18 protein-coding genes are annotated in these 16155 nt (G+C 60.6%); 8 read left to right on the forward strand and 10 right to left on the reverse strand.

The features are described from left to right. Positions 1–100 precede the first annotated feature (100 nt). From ACCD00_RS26690 to ACCD00_RS26705, 4 genes are all read right to left on the reverse strand, one after another. The gene (locus ACCD00_RS26690; protein ID WP_413428284.1) at positions 101–1060 is read right to left on the reverse strand and encodes an AraC family transcriptional regulator; all 960 of its coding nucleotides are present in this window, start codon (positions 1058–1060) and stop codon (positions 101–103) included. Positions 1061–1231: 171 nt separating this feature from the next. Continuing rightward, positions 1232–2161, reverse strand: coding sequence for a catechol 1,2-dioxygenase (gene catA, locus ACCD00_RS26695; protein ID WP_413428285.1), 930 nt, complete (start codon positions 2159–2161; stop codon positions 1232–1234). 55 nt (positions 2162–2216) lie between these two features. Beyond that, positions 2217–2507, reverse strand: a complete 291-nt coding sequence (gene catC / locus ACCD00_RS26700; RefSeq protein WP_413428286.1) for a muconolactone Delta-isomerase — start codon at positions 2505–2507, stop codon at positions 2217–2219. Positions 2508–2517: 10 nt separating this feature from the next. Next, positions 2518–3657, reverse strand: a complete 1140-nt coding sequence (locus tag ACCD00_RS26705) for a muconate cycloisomerase family protein (protein WP_413428287.1) — start codon at positions 3655–3657, stop codon at positions 2518–2520. A gap of 124 nt (positions 3658–3781) precedes the next feature. Between ACCD00_RS26705 and ACCD00_RS26710 the strand changes: the two genes are divergently transcribed. Beyond that, entirely contained in the window at positions 3782–4669 is an 888-nt protein-coding gene (locus ACCD00_RS26710; RefSeq protein ID WP_413428288.1) for a LysR family transcriptional regulator, read from the forward strand. An 85-nt stretch (positions 4670–4754) separates the two neighbouring features. On the opposite strand, the gene ACCD00_RS26715 is transcribed toward ACCD00_RS26710, so the two are convergent. Continuing rightward, positions 4755–5654, reverse strand: coding sequence for a polysaccharide deacetylase family protein (locus ACCD00_RS26715; protein WP_413428289.1), 900 nt, complete (start codon positions 5652–5654; stop codon positions 4755–4757). Between the two features lie 197 nt (positions 5655–5851). Between ACCD00_RS26715 and ACCD00_RS26720 the strand changes: the two genes are divergently transcribed. Then, on the forward strand, positions 5852–6532 hold the full coding sequence (locus ACCD00_RS26720; RefSeq protein ID WP_413428290.1) for an SOS response-associated peptidase family protein: 681 nt from the start codon (positions 5852–5854) through the stop codon (positions 6530–6532). Between the two features lie 228 nt (positions 6533–6760). Here ACCD00_RS26720 and ACCD00_RS26725 read toward each other — a convergent pair whose 3' ends face one another. The 3 genes from ACCD00_RS26725 to ACCD00_RS26735 all read right to left on the reverse strand — a co-directional run bounded on the left by ACCD00_RS26725 (position 6761) and on the right by ACCD00_RS26735 (position 7983). Beyond that, positions 6761–6907: a hypothetical protein gene (locus ACCD00_RS26725; protein ID WP_413428291.1), complete on the reverse strand. Its 147-nt coding sequence runs from the start codon at positions 6905–6907 to the stop codon at positions 6761–6763. A 66-nt stretch (positions 6908–6973) separates the two neighbouring features. Beyond that, the gene (locus ACCD00_RS26730; RefSeq protein ID WP_178076748.1) at positions 6974–7285 is read right to left on the reverse strand and encodes an AzlD domain-containing protein; all 312 of its coding nucleotides are present in this window, start codon (positions 7283–7285) and stop codon (positions 6974–6976) included. Continuing rightward, on the reverse strand, positions 7285–7983 hold the full coding sequence (locus ACCD00_RS26735) for an AzlC family ABC transporter permease (protein ID WP_008021878.1): 699 nt from the start codon (positions 7981–7983) through the stop codon (positions 7285–7287). The genes ACCD00_RS26730 and ACCD00_RS26735 overlap by 1 nt, the downstream gene beginning before the upstream one ends. A 168-nt stretch (positions 7984–8151) precedes the next feature. Between ACCD00_RS26735 and ACCD00_RS26740 the strand changes: the two genes are divergently transcribed. The 4 genes from ACCD00_RS26740 (at position 8152) to ACCD00_RS26755 (ending at position 11619) form a co-directional block, all read left to right on the forward strand. Further along, positions 8152–9087: a GGDEF domain-containing protein gene (locus ACCD00_RS26740; protein ID WP_413428292.1), complete on the forward strand. Its 936-nt coding sequence runs from the start codon at positions 8152–8154 to the stop codon at positions 9085–9087. A gap of 285 nt (positions 9088–9372) precedes the next feature. Further along, a complete protein-coding gene (dapA, locus tag ACCD00_RS26745; protein WP_413428293.1) occupies positions 9373–10248 on the forward strand; it encodes a 4-hydroxy-tetrahydrodipicolinate synthase in 876 nt (291 codons plus the stop codon). 60 nt (positions 10249–10308) lie between these two features. Beyond that, on the forward strand, positions 10309–10671 hold the full coding sequence (locus ACCD00_RS26750) for a DUF2784 domain-containing protein (protein WP_413428294.1): 363 nt from the start codon (positions 10309–10311) through the stop codon (positions 10669–10671). A gap of 30 nt (positions 10672–10701) precedes the next feature. Beyond that, positions 10702–11619 (forward strand): LysR family transcriptional regulator, encoded by a 918-nt coding sequence (locus ACCD00_RS26755; RefSeq protein WP_413428295.1) that lies wholly within the window; start codon positions 10702–10704, stop codon positions 11617–11619. Between the two features lie 10 nt (positions 11620–11629). Here ACCD00_RS26755 and ACCD00_RS26760 read toward each other — a convergent pair whose 3' ends face one another. Then, complete coding sequence (locus ACCD00_RS26760; protein WP_413428296.1) at positions 11630–13174, reverse strand: diguanylate cyclase; 1545 nt, start codon at positions 13172–13174, stop codon at positions 11630–11632. Between the two features lie 84 nt (positions 13175–13258). After that, the gene (locus ACCD00_RS26765) at positions 13259–13786 is read right to left on the reverse strand and encodes a DUF3087 domain-containing protein (protein ID WP_413428297.1); all 528 of its coding nucleotides are present in this window, start codon (positions 13784–13786) and stop codon (positions 13259–13261) included. A 234-nt stretch (positions 13787–14020) separates the two neighbouring features. On the opposite strand from ACCD00_RS26765, the gene ppnN reads away from it, so the two are divergent. Both ppnN and ACCD00_RS26775 read left to right on the forward strand, forming a co-directional pair. After that, on the forward strand, positions 14021–15394 hold the full coding sequence (gene ppnN / locus ACCD00_RS26770; protein ID WP_413428298.1) for a nucleotide 5'-monophosphate nucleosidase PpnN: 1374 nt from the start codon (positions 14021–14023) through the stop codon (positions 15392–15394). Between the two features lie 89 nt (positions 15395–15483). Beyond that, positions 15484–15924 (forward strand): NUDIX hydrolase, encoded by a 441-nt coding sequence (locus ACCD00_RS26775; RefSeq protein ID WP_413428299.1) that lies wholly within the window; start codon positions 15484–15486, stop codon positions 15922–15924. Positions 15925–16155 lie beyond the last annotated feature (231 nt).

Raw genomic sequence — 16155 nt, forward strand, 5'->3', positions numbered from 1 at the left:
GTGTCAGCCGGCATTGACCTTGCCTGACACACCGCCTTCGCGAGCAAGCCCGCTCCCACAGGTTTTCGAGGCGGCTGCGCAAGTCGTATGAGGGCCCCACTCAATGCCGGCGCTTGAGGGTATCCGACGGCAATTCGCCGAACTGCTTGCGGTAGCTGTCGGAGAATCGCCCCAGGTGCAGGAAGCCGTAGTCCATTGCGATTTCAGTGACGTTGCGCACGTTGCAGGTCGGGTCGCTGAGGCAGGCGTTGACGCGTTCCAGGCGTTTCTGGCGGATGTAGTTTTTCGGTGTGGTGCTCGCGTTGCGTTCGAACAGGCCATACAACGAGCGCAGGCTCATGCTGGCCTGGCGCGCCAGCTCTTCGCTGTCGATGTCCTGCTTGAGATTCCTGGCAATGTAATCGGCAATCGCTTCGAACGTGGCGGCCTGCGAGCCGATTTCGAGGCGGCTGACGTTGGTTTTCATCAGGCTCAGCATCTTGCTGACGATGATCTGCGCGTAATGTTCCTGCACCCGGGGAATCTGCTCGGTGGCCTCGGCCTCCTGGCAAATCATCGCCAGCAGGCCGACAAAACCTTCCAGTTCATTGAGCTGATAACGGTTCTCCAGGAACCGTACGCCCTGCCCCGGATATCGCCAGCGCTGCTCGTTGCAGACAGATTCGAGCAATGAAGTGGGGACTTTGAGGATGAATTTTTCGCAGTCGTCCGAGTACGTCAGGTCGACCGGATCGTCGGGGTTGATCAGCAGCAACTCGCCGGGGGCGAAGTAATGCTCCTGCCCGTGACCGCGCCACAGGCAATTGCCCTGCAACAACACTTGCAAGTGATAGATGCTTTCCAGCGCGCCCGAGGTGACGCGAACGCTGCCGCCGTAGCTGATGCGGCACAGGTCGAGGCTGGCGAACTTTCGATGATTGAGGCTGGCCAGCGGGCGCCCGGCCCGGGGCATCAGGATGCAATGATTACCGACATGCTGATTGACGTAGCCCGACACCGCGTAGGGGTCGGCGTGGTCGAATACGGCGCTGCGCTGACTCAACAGTTGCGCTTGCATCATCGGGTCACTCTCGTTTTTGTTATCGGTTGCGTCGATCCATTCTAGAACCGAACCCTCTGTAGGAGCGAGCTTGCTCGCGATGGACTTGAGAACGCCGCGGGGAATCAGGCACCCAGCGTCATCGTTAACGTCCATCGCGAGCAGGCTCGCTCCTACAGGGGATCGGGACAATCAGTCCTCGAGTGCGCGGACCCGTTCGTGGCGCTGTTGTTCCTCGGGCTGGGCGGACGACTGCAGGGTGAAGTCGAAGTCGATTTCGGCAAAGCGACCGCTCACGCCATGGGCCGCCGCGCGCTGCTGATCGTCGCTGAAGGTGATTTTGGCGATCAACTCGTCACGGGTGGCGTAGGCGAAATCGTCGTGCAGGTACTGATCACCGTCGAGGTTGATCTGGGTCGTCAGGTGGCGGTGATCCGGCGCGGAAATGAAGAAGTGCACATGCGCCGGGCGCTGGCCATGACGGCCCAGTTGATCGAGCAGTTGCTGGGTCGGACCGTCCGGCGGGCAGCCGTAGCCCGACGGCACGATGCTGCGCAAACGGTAGCGGCCTTCGGAGTCGGTCACGATACGGCGACGCAGGTTGAATTCCGATTGCGTGGTATCGAAGTACGAGTAGGTGCCACCGGTATTGGCGTGCCAGACGTCGACGACGGCGCCGGCCAGGGGCTCGCCAGCGGTGTTGAACACGCGGCCTTGCATGAACAGGGTCACACCCGGATCGACGCCATCGTCGAGGCGCGCTTCGCCGACCGACAGCGGCGCGCCCGCCACGTACAGCGGGCCTTCGATGGTTCGCGGTGTGCCGCCGGACTTGCCGGCCTGTTCGTCTTCGGCGTCCATCAGCAGGTCGAGGTAATGCTCCAGACCGAGACCGGCCACCACCAGCCCGGCCTCCTGGCGCGCACCCAGCACGTTGAGGTAGTTGACGGCTTTCCAGAATTCTTCCGGGGTCACGGCCAGGTCTTCGATGATGTTCACCGAGTCACGCAGGATGCGGTAGACCAGCGCCTTGGTCCGTGGGTTGCCGGCGTCATTGAGCAGGCCGCTGGCCTCTTCGAGAAATTTCTGGACTTCGGCAGTGTGGGAAATCTTGACGTTCATTTTGCAGGGTTCCTCATCTTGTAATTATTAGCGTAGCGAACTGAACAGGCTGGGCTCAGCGGTCATCGTCACGGATGGAAGAAGGATGCCGGCACATCGCGTCGACTTCGATGGCCATGTACGGGAACAGTGGCAATTGCATCAGCAGGTCATGCAGTTCCTGAACGCTGTCGACATCGAACACGCTGTAATTGGCGTAGTGCCCGGCGATGCGCCACAGGTGGCGCCACTTGCCCTGCTCTTGCAGGCGCTGGGCCAGGGCCTTTTCGTCAGCCTTGAGCCTGGCGGCCGCTTCAGGATTCATGTCGACCGGCAGGTTCACGGTCATTTTTACGTGGAACAGCATAATGCTCTCCTCAGGCTTGATGAATGGTCTTGTCGCGGCGGAAGAACGCCAGGCGCTCTTCATCCAGGCTCAGGCCCAGGCCCGGCGTTTTCGGCACGTGCAGTTCAAAATCGCGATACACCAGCGGTTCGCTGAGAATGTCTTCGGTCAGCAGCAACGGGCCGAACAGCTCGGTGTCCCACGCCAGTTTGTTCAGGGTGACGAAGGCATGGGCCGAAGCCATGGTGCCCAGGCCGCCTTCAAGCATGGTGCCGCCGTACAGAGCGATGCCGGCCGCTTCAGCGATGGAGGCGGTACGCAACACGGCGCGTGGGCCACCGTTCTTGGCGATTTTCAGGGCGAACACCGAAGCCGCGCCTTCGCGGGCCAGGTTGAACGCATCTTCCACGCTTTCGATGGATTCATCGGCCATGATCGGCGCCGGGCTCATGGCGTTCAGGCGGGCCATGCCAGCGCGGTTGTTGCGCGAGATCGGCTGTTCGATCAGGTCGATTCCGTTGCTGCCGAGGACTCGGCAGGCACGTATCGCGACGGCTTCGTCCCACGCCTGGTTGACGTCGACCCGCACGCTGGCGCGATCACCCAGGGCTTTCTTGATGGCAATCACATGGGCCAGGTCGCGGTTGACCTCACCGGCACCGATCTTCAGTTTGAAGATGCGATGGCGGCGCAGGTCGAGCATTTTTTCCGCTTCGGCGATGTCTTTTTCGGTGTCACCGCTGGCCAGGGTCCAGGCCACGGGCAGCGAGTCGCGAACACGGCCGCCGAGCAATTCGCTGACCGGCAGGCCGAGGCGTTTGCCCTGGGCGTCGAGCAGCGCGGTTTCGATACCGGATTTGGCAAAGGTGTTGCCACGGATGCTGCGCTCCAGGCGCAACATGGCGGCGTTGACGTTGCCACTGTCCTGGCCGATCAACAGCGGTGCGAAGTGCGTATCGATATTGGTCTTGATGCTGTCCGGGCTTTCATTGCCGTAGGCCAGGCCACCGATGGTGGTGGATTCGCCAATGCCTTCGATGCCGTCAACGCAACGCACGCGAATGATCACCAGGGTCTGGTTCTGCATGGTGTGCATCGCCAGCTTGTGCGAGCGGATGGTCGGCAGATCGACGATGATCGTCTCGATCGACTCAATGGCGGTTGCTAGCATTTCGATACCCGTCAGGTTCTTGAAGTTCTGAGTCGGATTCTCATACGGCTTTTTCCGGGCGGCCAATATAGAATTGGTCTGGCTTGATACCTTAAAGGTATTCAATTGAAAATCCGGAGGCCCCATGGAACTGCGTCACCTGCGTTACTTTCAGGTGCTGGCTCAAACCCTCAACTTCACTCGCGCCGCCGAGCGCCTGCACATTGCCCAACCGCCGTTGAGCCGGCAGATCCAGCAACTGGAGGACGAATTGGGGGTGATGCTGCTGGAGCGCGGCCGACCGCTGAAGTTGACTGACGCCGGGCGGTTTTTCCATGAACACTCCACCGCCCTGCTCGAACAATTGAACAAGGTCTGCGACAACACGCGGCGTATCGGCTCGGGTGAGAAAACCTGGCTGGGTATCGGCTTTGCGCCATCGACACTGTATGGCGTGCTGCCGGAACTGATCCGGCGGTTACGCAGTGGCGAGCCGCTGGAGCTGGAGTTGGGTCTGTCGGAAATGACCACCCTGCAACAGGTGCAGGCATTGAAGGCCGGGCGCATCGACATCGGTTTCGGCCGAATCCGTATCGACGACCCGGCCATTATCCAGACCGTGCTCACCGAAGACCGCCTGGTCGCCGCCCTGCCCGCCGGGCACCCGTTGCTCGCAGGCCCCATCAGCCTGCGGGAACTGGCAAGGGAACCCTTTGTGCTGTACCCCGGCAATCCACGGCCGAGTTACGCCGACCATGTGATTGCCCTGTTTGAGTCCTATGGCGTGAGCATCCACGTCGCGCAATGGACCAACGAGTTGCAAACGGCGATCGGTCTGGTGGGGGCAGGAATCGGGGTCACGCTGGTGCCGGCCTCGGTGCAGTTGCTGCACCGCGACGACATCGGCTTCACCCCGCTGCTGGAAGACAACGCCACCTCGCCGATCATTCTCAGCCGACGGGTGGGCGATGTGTCGCCGGGGTTGAACCATTGTTTGCGGATGATTGATGAACTGCTGCCACCAGGGATTTAAGGCAATAAATACCTGTGGCGAGGGAGCTTGCTCCCGCTGGGCCGGGCTGGTGCTCCTGCGCGCAGCGGCCCTATCTGCACGTTTTCTAATGGGTGTTCCCGCCCCAGATCCAGTTCCAGAACCCCGGCAACTCGACAGGCTGTGAATCGTCGCGCACGGTTCGCGCCATGGCGGCCCGCAGCAACGCGGCCTGATCCTCGTAGAATGGCTTGTCCGCGGTTTTCACCCCGGTCTCCCGGGCGCTGTCGAGCAGTATCTGCAGGTACTCACGGGTATGCCGGGCGGTGTACCGGTTGAGGTCGTGAAAGGTCACCACCACCGGAATCACGCCATCGACCACTGGCAATTCGCCACGGGCAATGCGTTCGCGTACTTCGGACATCGAGCGCAGCATGTGCGACCGGCGGCGGGGGCTGGCGTTGAAGCCCCAGATCTTGCCGTCATTGGCGCTCAAGTCCGTCAGCAGTACATGCAGGCCATGCTGCTGATAGGCGGCGAAAGTGCGTTTGTCGTAGTTCCAGAATGGCGGGCGCAGCAGGATCGGGGGGGCGCCGGTGATCGCCGCGATGTCGGCGCTGCCATCGGTCAGGGCCTGTTCCAGCTCTTGCGGCTCCAGCGAGCGATGGTTGGTGTGCCAGGGCGTCGCCGTGTGGAACCCCAGAATGTGACCTTCGGCGTTTTCGCGCCGCATGATGTCCCGGCCCAACTCGCTGCCGCCGGCTCGCGGTGCGCGTGTTTGCACGAAGAACACGGCTTTGATGCCCGGTTGCAGCGGGTTTTGCGCCAGGCTCTCAAGCACTGTGACAGTCGGATTCCACCAGCTCGATGCGCTGGGGCCGTCATCGAAGGTCAGCAGAAACCGGACGGGGGGTTGCTCACGCAAACGCTGTTCGGTCTGTGGAGTCATTTCAATCGGTGCTGCGATACAGCCCAGCAGACTCACTGCCAAAGCGCACACCGTTAAACATTTGAACAACTGTTTCATCTTCTGCCTTGGGCCAGACCATCACGGTCGATACGTCAACTGGCAAGAATCCTTCGCCCGTTCATCCGTCGTCAGCCCGCATCGAGACGGCGAGCCGAGGTTGGATAAGGTACACAGAGTTTGGTTCCAGTGCTTGCCAGGCCCATTTCGTCGCCACCGACTAAACTGAAAAAAACGCTCAACCAGAGTGTCAGGCCATGTGCGGACGACTGTCGCAATACCGTGGAATCCACGACTTCGTGGCGGTGCTGAGCATCCCCGATGCGCTGGTCAACCGCGTCGGCAACGAACCCCTGGCGCACTATAACGCTGCGCCCACCACGCAACTCGCCCTGTTGCACCTTGAGAATGAGCGGCTGCACGCCGACGCCGTGTGCTGGGGTTGGCGACCGCACTGGGCGACGGATCGCGTGGCGCCGATCAATGCCCGGGTCGAGAAAGTCGCCCACGGCCCGTACTTCCGGGCGATCTGGCCCCATCGCGCGATCTGCCCGATCGATAACTGGTTCGAATGGGTCGACGACGGTGACGGTAACAAACAACCGTGGCTGATTCGGCGACGCAACCGGGCACCGGCTTTTTGCGCGGCCATCGGCCAGTACCCGATCGGCGGAGCCCCTCACCGGGAGCACGACGGTTTCGTCATCCTCACGGCCGACAGCGCGGGCGGGATGCTTGACGTGCATGACCGACGCCCGGTGGTGTTCTCGCCCGAGCTGGCGCGGGAATGGCTGGACCCGGCCACGCCCAAGGAACGAGCCGAGGAAATGGCGCTGTCCCAGGGCGAGGCCAGTAACGTATTTGAGTGGTACAAGGTCGACAAGGCGGTTGGCAATGTCAGGAACCAGGGCGCCGCGCTGATTAAAGAAGTTCCATGAACTTATCAATAACGACAGCTGCGCATGCAAACTGAAATTCAACAACATCACATGACAAAGCCCCGCTCACTAGCGGAATTGCTGTAGGAGCGAGCTTGCTCGCGATGGACGTTAACGATTACGCGTGTTTACTGGCTAAACGCGGTGCTCTTGAGTCCATCGCGAGCAAGCTCGCTCCTACAGCAGCATTACGCACAATGGCGGGGCTTTGTTGTATTCGCGTGCAGCTCAAAATTTGCGGTCAGGCTCTGACAGTTCCTTGCCGTCGTCAGGATGCTTCCAGTCCGGTACCGAGCGCTTCTGTTGCTCAATCTCTTCTTCCGTGGGTTCGTCCTCTTCTTCTTCCAGATCCGGACGCTTGGGGTCATTGGCCATGTTCACCTCTCTTCCTGAAGGGATCGGTCATCCACTTTAAGCGTAGAACAGTTTCCGTCGACCGGCTCACAGCCACCAGCGCAGCAAAAAGAAGAAGCCCATGCTCAACAGCATGCTGAGCAAGGTGTTGCGGGTGTAGAGCACCAGGCCGACGGCGACCAGTGAACTGATCAGATAAGGGTTGTCCCATTGCAGGTTCAACTGTTTTTCCGGCATGAACACAATCGGCCCGCAGATGGCGGTCAACATGCCCGGTACGGCAAACCCGAGGAATTGCCGGGCATTGCTGCTCAGGCGCACCGGCAGTCGCGGCTCCAGAAAAACATAGCGATTGAGGAACACCAACACGCCCATGCCGACAATCACTGCCCAGACCATCATGTGCGTCCACCATGGAATTTATTGCAGACAAACCCGGCGGTCATGCCCGCCAGCCCCGACAACACCAGCGCCGAGCCCCATTGCCAGTAGCTGAACAGCACCGAGCAGAACAGCGACACTGCCACGCACACCACGGTCGGCACGTTACGGACCACCGGGGTGATCAGGGCAATGAAGGTGGCCGCGATGGAGAAATCCAGGCCCAGGTGTTCGAGGCCCGGGATGCTGCTGCCAAGCACAATGCCCGCCAAGGTGAACAGGTTCCAGGCGATGTAGAACGTCAACCCCACGCCCAAGGCGTACCAACGGTTGAATTGCTGCTTGTCGTGCTGGCTGGTCAGGGCGAACAACTCATCGGTGAGCAAAAAACCCAGGCCTGCACGCCAGTGCCCCGGCAACGGAGAAATCACCGAACGCATGCTCATTCCGTAAAGCAGATGCTGGGAGGTCAGCAGCAACGTGGTGAGCAGAATCGAAAAGATCCCGGCTCCGCCCTTGAGCATGCCGATGGCCACCAGTTGCGCGGCTCCGGCAAACACAATGCTCGACAGCCCCTGGCCTTGCAGGGGCGTGAGGTTGGCCTCGATGGCCATGGAGCCGGCCAGCAAGCCCCAGGGCGCGGTGGCCAGGGACAGCGGCATGATCGCCGCAGCGCCACGCAGAAAGGCACTGCGCGGCATCATTGAGTTGGACATGACGTTCTACAGACAGGGAAAGACCCCAGACTTTGCCAGCTATGGCGGCCAATGGCTTGAACAATCTTGCTCACTGACAGGACTGCGTGCCATTCATCGGCTGCCCGCTTGATTCGCCAAAGTGACAACAACATGATGGCGCTGCATTTTCATCGAGGCAGTCCCTTCATGAGTTCAGTCGAAACCGACAGCGACGTTTATAAAACCCTGCTTGAGTCAACCCGGGCGATTCCCTGGCGCATCGACTGGAAAACCATGACTTTCAGCTATATCGGGCCGCAGATCGAGGAGCTGCTGGGCTGGAAGCAGGACAGCTGGACCACGGTCAACGACTGGGTCGAACGCATGCACCCTGATGATCGCAACTACGTGATGGACTTCTGCGTCTCGCAATCGCGCGCCGGTCTCGATCACGAGGCTGACTATCGGGCGCTGACCGACAGCGGCGAGTACGTGTGGATTCGCGATGTGGTGCACGTGGTGCGCAAGGACGGCGAAGTCGAAGCGCTGGTGGGTTTCATGTTCGATATCAGCGAGCGCAAGAAAACCGAAGAACACCTGAGCCGCCTGCAAAAGCAGCTCGAAGAGTATTCCTTCCAGGACGGCCTGACCGGCATCGCCAACCGGCGCATGTTCGACACTGTGCTGGAACGCGAGTGGAGCAATGCCCAGCGCACGGGCTCGCCGTTGTCGGTGATCGTGCTGGATATCGATTACTTCAAGCAGTACAACGACCATTACGGCCACATCAAGGGCGACGAATGCCTGCGCCGCGTCGCGCAAACCCTGTCCCTGGCGGCGAACCGGCCACGGGACTTCATCGCCCGGATCGGCGGCGAAGAGTTCGTCTGGTTACTCCCGGAAAGCGATGCCGAATCCGCCAGGCTGGTGGCGAACAAATGCCTGCACCTGATTCGCCAGCAGCAGATCCCCCATGAATTCTCGAACGTGTCGAACCTGCTGAGCGTCAGCCTGGGCGTCGGCACCACCGCCGTTTCGATCCATGCCACGGCGCTGGAGTTCGTCGACCAGGTCGATCAATTGCTCTACAAGGCCAAGCACGAGGGTCGGATGCGCGCCGAGTTCGCTGATTTTCGTGATTGACAAACAGCGCGCCGGCTTTTAAAACTGGGCGCCTCAATCAGGGTGTAAGCAAGTATGTCCGCAACCTTCAACTTCAACTTTTCTGTCTTTGGCTTGATTGCCAAGGCGCAAGGTTGCGTTGCGCACGCCCTCAAATCGAAGAAACAGTCGCTCATGTGACCGGGGCGCGCTGTCCCGTCAGATGAGCTGACAGGACATTGAGCGCGACGGACCACCCTCCCCTTGCTTACTCTCCTTCTACGCTCCTGACGGTGACGAAATCGGTCAACCATCAGGAGAAAGTGCATGTCTGCGTTTCAAGGTATCTGGGTTCCACTGGTTACACCGTTCCACAACGGCGCCATCGATTTCGTCGGCTTGCGGCAGCTGGTCGGCCATCTGCTGGAAAAAGGCGTCGACGGCCTCATCGTTTGCGGCACCACCGGCGAACCGGCCGCCATGGACAAACATGAGCAACTGGCGGTGCTCGATGCGGTGCTCGAACTTGTGCCGGCACAGCAGGTGGTCATGGGTCTGGCGGGTAACAACCTGACCGAGTTGTTGCAGTTCCAGAGCGAGATTCTCAAGCGCCCGGTGGCTGGCCTGCTGGTACCGGCGCCGTATTACATCCGCCCTTCCCAGGCTGGCCTGGAAGCGTTTTTCCGCACGGTCGCCGATGCCTCCAGCGTTCCGCTGATCCTCTACGACATCCCCTACCGTACCGGCGTGGCCTTCGAACAGGCGACCCTGCTGAACATCGTCGCCCACGAGCGCATCGTCGCCATCAAGGATTGCGGCGGCAATTTTTCCAACACCCTGGCCTTGCTCGATAGCGGCCAAGTCGACGTGCTGTGCGGTGAGGACAACCAGATCTTCAATGCCCTGTGCCTGGGCGCCAAAGGCGCGATTGCCGCGTCGGCGCATGTTCATCCCGAACTGTTCGTGCAGTTGCACCGGCAGATCCGCGACAACCGGTTGGCGGACGGCCGCGCCACGTTTTTCCGTTTGCTGCCGTTGATCAACAGCCTGTTCCTGGAGCCCAACCCGGCCCCGGTGAAAACCGCGCTGGCCCTGCAAGGCTTGATCGGTGACGAACTGCGTGCGCCGATGCAACGCAGCAGTGAATCGATGACCGAACGTATGAAAGGCGTGCTCAGCGCATTGGGCCGCGACAATCGCTAGAGCGCCCGACACCGGTCCGAGTACCATGGAGCGATTCGTTCAGCCTTCAGGGGCACCGATATGCTGTACCGAATCGCAGCCGATGGGCTGATGCTGTTTCACCTGTTGTTCATTGTGTTTGTGTTGTTCGGCGGGTTGCTGGTGCTCAAATGGCGCCACCTGATCTGGTGGCATCCGCCTGCAGCGCTGTGGGGCATGGCGGTGGAATTCTTCCACTTGCCCTGCCCGCTGACCGACTGGGAAAACCGTCTGCGCCACGGGGCCGGGCAATCCGGCTATGGTGGTGGATTCATCGAGCATTACCTCTGGCCGGTCATCTATCCCGCCGGCCTGACACCCGGCATTCAGTTGGGCCTGGGCGCCGTGGTGCTGGCGATCAACGTGCTGGTCTATCTTCGATTGATCCGGCAATGGGCCGCCTGAAACTTCAACCACCCGCCAAGGACTGAACACATGCTGTCGACCGAAGACCTGGCACTGCTCGAGGCCATCCGCAAAACCGGCAGTCTGTCGCGGGCGGCGGCCCACCTGGGCAAGGCGCCGTCGACCGTGTCCTATGCGGCTCGGCAGCTGGAGGAGCGTTTCGATGCATTGCTGTTCGACCGCCGCCGCTACCGTTTGCAACTGACCCCGGCGGGTGAGTTGCTGGTCAACGAAGCGGCGCGGCTGATGCAGGACGTCTCGCGCCTGACCCAGCGGGTCCGGCAAGTCGCCAACGGCTGGGAGAGTCGCTTGTGGATCGTGACCGACGAACTGCTGGAGTTCGAAACCCTGATCCCGGTGATCGACCAATTCGATGCGCTGCAATCGGGCGTACCGCTGCGCATCACCCAGGAAGTGCTCAAAGGGGTCTGGGAAGCCCTGCGCGAAGGCCGCGCGGACCTGATCATCGGCGCCACCAACGAGCCTCCGGCGATCGCGTCCTTGCGCTGGATGCAACTGGGGGAAATGGAGTGGGTGTTTGCGGTGTCGCCCAAACACCCGCTGGCCAAGGCCAAAGGCCCGATTACCCGGGCCATGGTCGCGCAGCACCGGGCGATTGTGGTGGCCGATTCGTCCAGAGTCACCGAGGGCAGTACCTACGGCGTCACCGGGGGGCAACCGGTGCTGGCCGTGCCGACCATGCGCGCAAAAATCCTCGCTCAGTGCAATGCACTGGGGGTGGGTTGGCTGCCGCGACACCGGGTTGGCTCACTGCTGAAAAACGGCACGCTGGTTGAAAAGCCGATGGCCGACCCGCGCGAACCGAACATCCTGTACGCCGGCTGGCGTGGCGACCATGACGGTCGCGCCCTGGGCTGGTGGCTGGAGCAGCTTGAAAAGCCCAACCTGGCTACCCGGCTGGTGCAGGGAACGGACCGGTTTATCTGACCCCTGACGTTCAGTTGGCAATCACGCTCATATTGCGCCCACTGGCCTTGGCCACGTACAGCGCCTTGTCTGCCGCACCAATCAGGTCTTCGGGGCGAACCTGGGTAGCGGTATTGCTGGCACACACACCAACGCTGACGGTCACGCTGCCTTCCGGGCTGTCGCTGTGGGTAATTTCGGCCTGTAGCACCGCGCGGCGGATTTTCTCCGCCATCAGAAATGCCCCCACGTAGTCGGTTCCGGGCAGCACCACGGCAAACTCTTCGCCACCATAACGGGCGGCCAGGTCAACGGGGTGATTGATGTTGTCCGTGATGATCGCACCGACCTTGCGCAAACACTCATCACCGGCCAGATGGCCGTAGCGGTCATTGAACGGTTTGAAATGATCGACATCAATCATCAGCAGCGCTAATCCGGTCTGGCTGCGCCGGGCACGCCCCATTTCGGCATCGATGAACGCATCGAGCTGACGCCGGTTGGCCAGCCCCGTCAGCGCATCCTTGAGGGCCAGGCCTTCGAGGTTGCGATTGACCTCCAGGAGCTTGTCCTGGGTGTCCAGCAACTCGACCTGTACCAGATTCTGCTGCTTCATCAACTTGATGAGCCGAAACCCCAGTACCCCGAGAACACTCAGCAACAACGTGACGATGCAGACGCTGAGCAGGGTTTCCCGGCGCCAACCGGCCAGCACTTCATCCTTGTTCAACGCGGTAAAAACGATTAACGGGTAACCCTCGACCCGGTGGTACCCCGTCACCCGCTCGACACCGTCGACGATCGAAGTGATCGTGGCCGTGCCCGAGTCGCCCTTGGGCAACAACCGGGTGAACAACGGGCTTTTGGCAAGGCTGGTACCGATATCCGTCTCCTTGAAGGGTCTGCGAATGACAATGCTGGCATTGTCGGCGATCAGGTTGATCACGCCGTTACTGCCCATGTCGATGCTGTCGTAGAGTTGCAGGAAATGGCTGAGGTAAATCGACGCCAGTGCCACGCCGGCAAAGCTGCCATCGGGATGATTGACCCGGCGCGAAACCGTCACGATCCATTCACCGCTCGAACGGCTCTTGATCGACGGTCCGATGTGGGGCCCGCGGCTGGGGTTGTCGCGATGGAAGATGAAATATTCGCGGTCGGAGTTATTGACGCCGGTTTGGCCGACGCCATTGGAATTGGCGATCCACTGCCCTTTTTCGTCGAAAACGAACAGGCCGTGGAGCTGGCTCAACTCACTGCGTTGGGCGTTGAGCAATTGCGGCAGCCGGGACTGATCCATACCGTCGTGCTCCAGACGGTCGACCAGAGTGAACAGCAGCGTGTCGGCCTGCTTGATTGTTGCCTGCGCTTGCGAAGCCAGGGTCTGCGCAAGGTTGGACATCACCACTTCCTTGTCATGCAGACGGTACTGGCGTGAGCTCCAGGCTTCCCAGATCACGATAACCACCATCGACAGGCACACAGCGAGCAGCAGGATCACCGCCGAGCGGACCTTGAGCCGGGGCACCGCTGGCCGGAGCATTTCAATATTATCGTTGATCGACGGATGTCCCATGGTGCTCCCTGATTGTCTGTGACAGGGCGAATCTTCCTGATCGCCTCTTTTGCTCACTATGCCTGGTCCAGGCTCGCGATGATGTTAGCGCGACGCTGGCTTTACCGCCTCCAGCCACGCCGGATCCAGGCGCGTCTGCCCGGTATCGATGCCCAGCGCCTGCATCCGCTCCTTGTGCCGGTCCATTTCGCGGATCAACTGGCTGTGGTCACTGGAGTTGCCGTCCAGTTGATGCATCTGGTCCAGCCCCAGATGGTAGAAACGCAACAGCTTCATGGCAACCGGATCACCCTTCTCCACGGCCGCCGTTACATGATGCATGACATTGGTGATGCTCATCAGGCTGCGCTTGAGCTGCCAAGCGTAGACCGCCGGCGCCATCCATTCCTGGTGCCAGAACACTTTGCGCATCAGCGCCGCCATCGCCAGCACCGCGACAAACACGCCACCGACGTTGAAGCGCAGATTGTCACCCCCTGGCACTCCGAACAGAGCCACCGCCACCGTGGACAGGCCCATCGCCAGCGCCAGAAAGATCAGGGCAATGATGATCGTGCTGCGCCGCGTCTGTTGCCGGTAGGTATCGGCGTTCATCGGCTGGATTTCGAACATTGCGTCGGGTTTCCTGAGCTTCAATGGTAAAAAGGGGTCTGAAGTAAAAAGACTGCGGGCCATTATCGCCTCTGCGAGGGATTTAGCTATGCTGGGGCTCCTTTTCATCTTTTCATCGTCAAGCGGGGGACATGGCGAGACCGTGCAGTTCGTGCCATCTTCTTTCATGAATACACATTATTCGGATGCCATTCGTGGTTGCTGTGTGAATGACATCGTTTTAAGGATCAATGAATGACCCAACGCCAAGTTATCAACGCCTCCGTCAGCCCCAAAGGCAGCCTGGAAACGCTCTCGCAACGGGAAGTCCAGCAGTTGAGCGAAGCCGGTTCCGGCAGCACCTACACCCTCTTCCGCCAGTGCGCCCTGGCCATCCTCAATACCGGCGCCCATGTCGACAACGCCAAGACCATTCTTGAAGCCTATAAAGATTTTGAAATCCGCATTCACCAACAGGACCGCGGCGTACGCCTCGAACTGCTGAACGCCCCGGCCGACGCCTTCGTTGACGGCGAAATGATCGCCAGCACCCGGGAAATGCTGTTCAGCGCCCTGCGTGACATCGTCTACACCGAAAACGAACTCGACAGCCAACGCATCGACCTGAGCAATTCCCAGGGCATCAGCGATTACGTCTTCCACCTGCTGCGCAACGCCCGCACCCTGCGCCCCGGCGTCGAGCCGAAGATCGTGGTGTGCTGGGGCGGGCACTCGATCAACACCGAAGAATACAAATACACCAAGAAAGTCGGCCACGAACTGGGCCTGCGCAGCCTGGACATCTGCACCGGTTGCGGCCCCGGCGTGATGAAAGGCCCAATGAAAGGCGCGACCATCGCCCACGCCAAGCAACGCATCCACGGCGGCCGCTACCTGGGCCTGACCGAACCCGGAATCATCGCCGCCGAAGCGCCGAACCCGATCGTCAACGAACTGGTGATCCTGCCGGATATCGAAAAACGCCTGGAAGCCTTTGTCCGCGTCGGCCACGGCATCATCATCTTCCCGGGCGGCGCCGGGACGGCCGAAGAGTTCCTGTACCTGCTCGGCATCCTGATGCACCCGGGCAACGAAGGCCTGCCCTTCCCGGTCATCCTCACCGGGCCGAAACATGCCGCGCCGTACCTGGAACAACTGGACGCGTTCGTCGGCGCCACCCTGGGTGACGCCGCCAAGCAGCACTACCAGATCATCATCGATAACCCGGCCGAAGTGGCGCGGCAAATGACCCAGGGCCTCAAAGCGGTCAAGCAATTCCGTCGCGAGCGCAACGATGCGTTCCACTTCAACTGGCTGCTGAAAATCGACGAGGGCTTCCAGCGCCCGTTCGACCCGACCCACGAAAACATGGCCAACCTGAAACTCAGCCTCGACCAGCCATCCCATGAACTGGCGGCCAACCTGCGCCGCGCGTTCTCCGGCATCGTCGCCGGCAACGTCAAGGACAAGGGCATCCGTCTGATCGAAGAACACGGGCCGTACCAGATCCGTGGCGACGCGGCGATCATGCAGCCGCTGGACCTGCTGCTCAAGGCCTTCGTCGCCCAGCACCGCATGAAACTGCCGGGCGGCGCGGCGTATGTGCCGTGTTATCGGGTGGTGGCGTAACAGAATCGGTGTAGCAACGCCAACATGAGCTTTACCGTCGCGGACCGCAGTGAAAGCTGCGGTTCGCGGCACTCTATGGAAAGAAAAAAATGCGCCAACGCAAGTCCGCCAGACTGCTGGTGATCAATCCCTCGCAACAGGTTCTGCTGTTTCACTTCCAGCACACAAACGATGCCCTCGCCGGCAAAAGCCACTGGGCGACACCCGGTGGTGGGCTCGAGCAGGGTGAATCCTTTGAGGCTGCGGCGGTCCGTGAACTGTTTGAAGAAACGGGCCTCCACGTCGACACCATAGGTTCGAGCATTGCCGATCGCAGTTTTCCAATGATGCTGCCAAGCGGTGAAACGGTGTTGTCCGTTGAGCGCTATTTCGTGGTTCATACCGATAGTGAACGCCTGTCCCGTGAGGGGTGGACGGCTCACGAGGTTCGGGTGATGGCGGACCATAAATGGTGGTCGGTGGCAGAGCTACGGGAGACCCGCGAAACGGTGTGGCCGGAGCAGTTGATCGAGATGATGGAAAACGTCTGAAGATCGTACAGACATCCCCAACCTCAGTGGTGAGGGAGCTTGAAGATTTTCGTTAGATGCCAAGCCGCCTTCGCGAGTAGCCTGCTCGCGATGGCGGAGTGTTGGGCGACGTTTTGTTGTGTACATATCCGTTTCTGCGGTCACGGCTACTTAGGGTTCCGCCCTTACGGCGGGTTACTTGGAAAAGCGGAGCGCCGCCCGGCCCCAAGTAACCAAGGGCTCTTGCCCCTG

The sequence above is a fragment of the Pseudomonas sp. Pseusp3 genome (assembly GCF_047304225.1).
Taxonomy (GTDB): domain Bacteria; phylum Pseudomonadota; class Gammaproteobacteria; order Pseudomonadales; family Pseudomonadaceae; genus Aquipseudomonas; species Aquipseudomonas fluorescens_CD.

Bases quoted from the DNA above. Each gene is read 5' to 3' on its own strand.
- ACCD00_RS26690 (WP_413428284.1), bottom strand. From the start codon at position 1,060: ATGATGCAAGCGCAACTGTTGAGTCAGCGCAGCGCCGTATTCGACCAC.
- catA (WP_413428285.1), bottom strand. From the start codon at position 2,161: ATGAACGTCAAGATTTCCCACACTGCCGAAGTCCAGAAATTTCTCGAA.
- catC (WP_413428286.1), bottom strand. From the start codon at position 2,507: ATGCTGTTCCACGTAAAAATGACCGTGAACCTGCCGGTCGACATGAAT.
- ACCD00_RS26705 (WP_413428287.1), bottom strand. From the start codon at position 3,657: ATGCTAGCAACCGCCATTGAGTCGATCGAGACGATCATCGTCGATCTG.
- ACCD00_RS26710 (WP_413428288.1), top strand. From the start codon at position 3,782: ATGGAACTGCGTCACCTGCGTTACTTTCAGGTGCTGGCTCAAACCCTC.
- ACCD00_RS26715 (WP_413428289.1), bottom strand. From the start codon at position 5,654: ATGAAACAGTTGTTCAAATGTTTAACGGTGTGCGCTTTGGCAGTGAGT.
- ACCD00_RS26720 (WP_413428290.1), top strand. From the start codon at position 5,852: ATGTGCGGACGACTGTCGCAATACCGTGGAATCCACGACTTCGTGGCG.
- ACCD00_RS26725 (WP_413428291.1), bottom strand. From the start codon at position 6,907: ATGGCCAATGACCCCAAGCGTCCGGATCTGGAAGAAGAAGAGGACGAA.
- ACCD00_RS26730 (WP_178076748.1), bottom strand. From the start codon at position 7,285: ATGGTCTGGGCAGTGATTGTCGGCATGGGCGTGTTGGTGTTCCTCAAT.
- ACCD00_RS26735 (WP_008021878.1), bottom strand. From the start codon at position 7,983: ATGTCCAACTCAATGATGCCGCGCAGTGCCTTTCTGCGTGGCGCTGCG.
- ACCD00_RS26740 (WP_413428292.1), top strand. From the start codon at position 8,152: ATGAGTTCAGTCGAAACCGACAGCGACGTTTATAAAACCCTGCTTGAG.
- dapA (WP_413428293.1), top strand. From the start codon at position 9,373: ATGTCTGCGTTTCAAGGTATCTGGGTTCCACTGGTTACACCGTTCCAC.
- ACCD00_RS26750 (WP_413428294.1), top strand. From the start codon at position 10,309: ATGCTGTACCGAATCGCAGCCGATGGGCTGATGCTGTTTCACCTGTTG.
- ACCD00_RS26755 (WP_413428295.1), top strand. From the start codon at position 10,702: ATGCTGTCGACCGAAGACCTGGCACTGCTCGAGGCCATCCGCAAAACC.
- ACCD00_RS26760 (WP_413428296.1), bottom strand. From the start codon at position 13,174: ATGGGACATCCGTCGATCAACGATAATATTGAAATGCTCCGGCCAGCG.
- ACCD00_RS26765 (WP_413428297.1), bottom strand. From the start codon at position 13,786: ATGTTCGAAATCCAGCCGATGAACGCCGATACCTACCGGCAACAGACG.
- ppnN (WP_413428298.1), top strand. From the start codon at position 14,021: ATGACCCAACGCCAAGTTATCAACGCCTCCGTCAGCCCCAAAGGCAGC.
- ACCD00_RS26775 (WP_413428299.1), top strand. From the start codon at position 15,484: ATGCGCCAACGCAAGTCCGCCAGACTGCTGGTGATCAATCCCTCGCAA.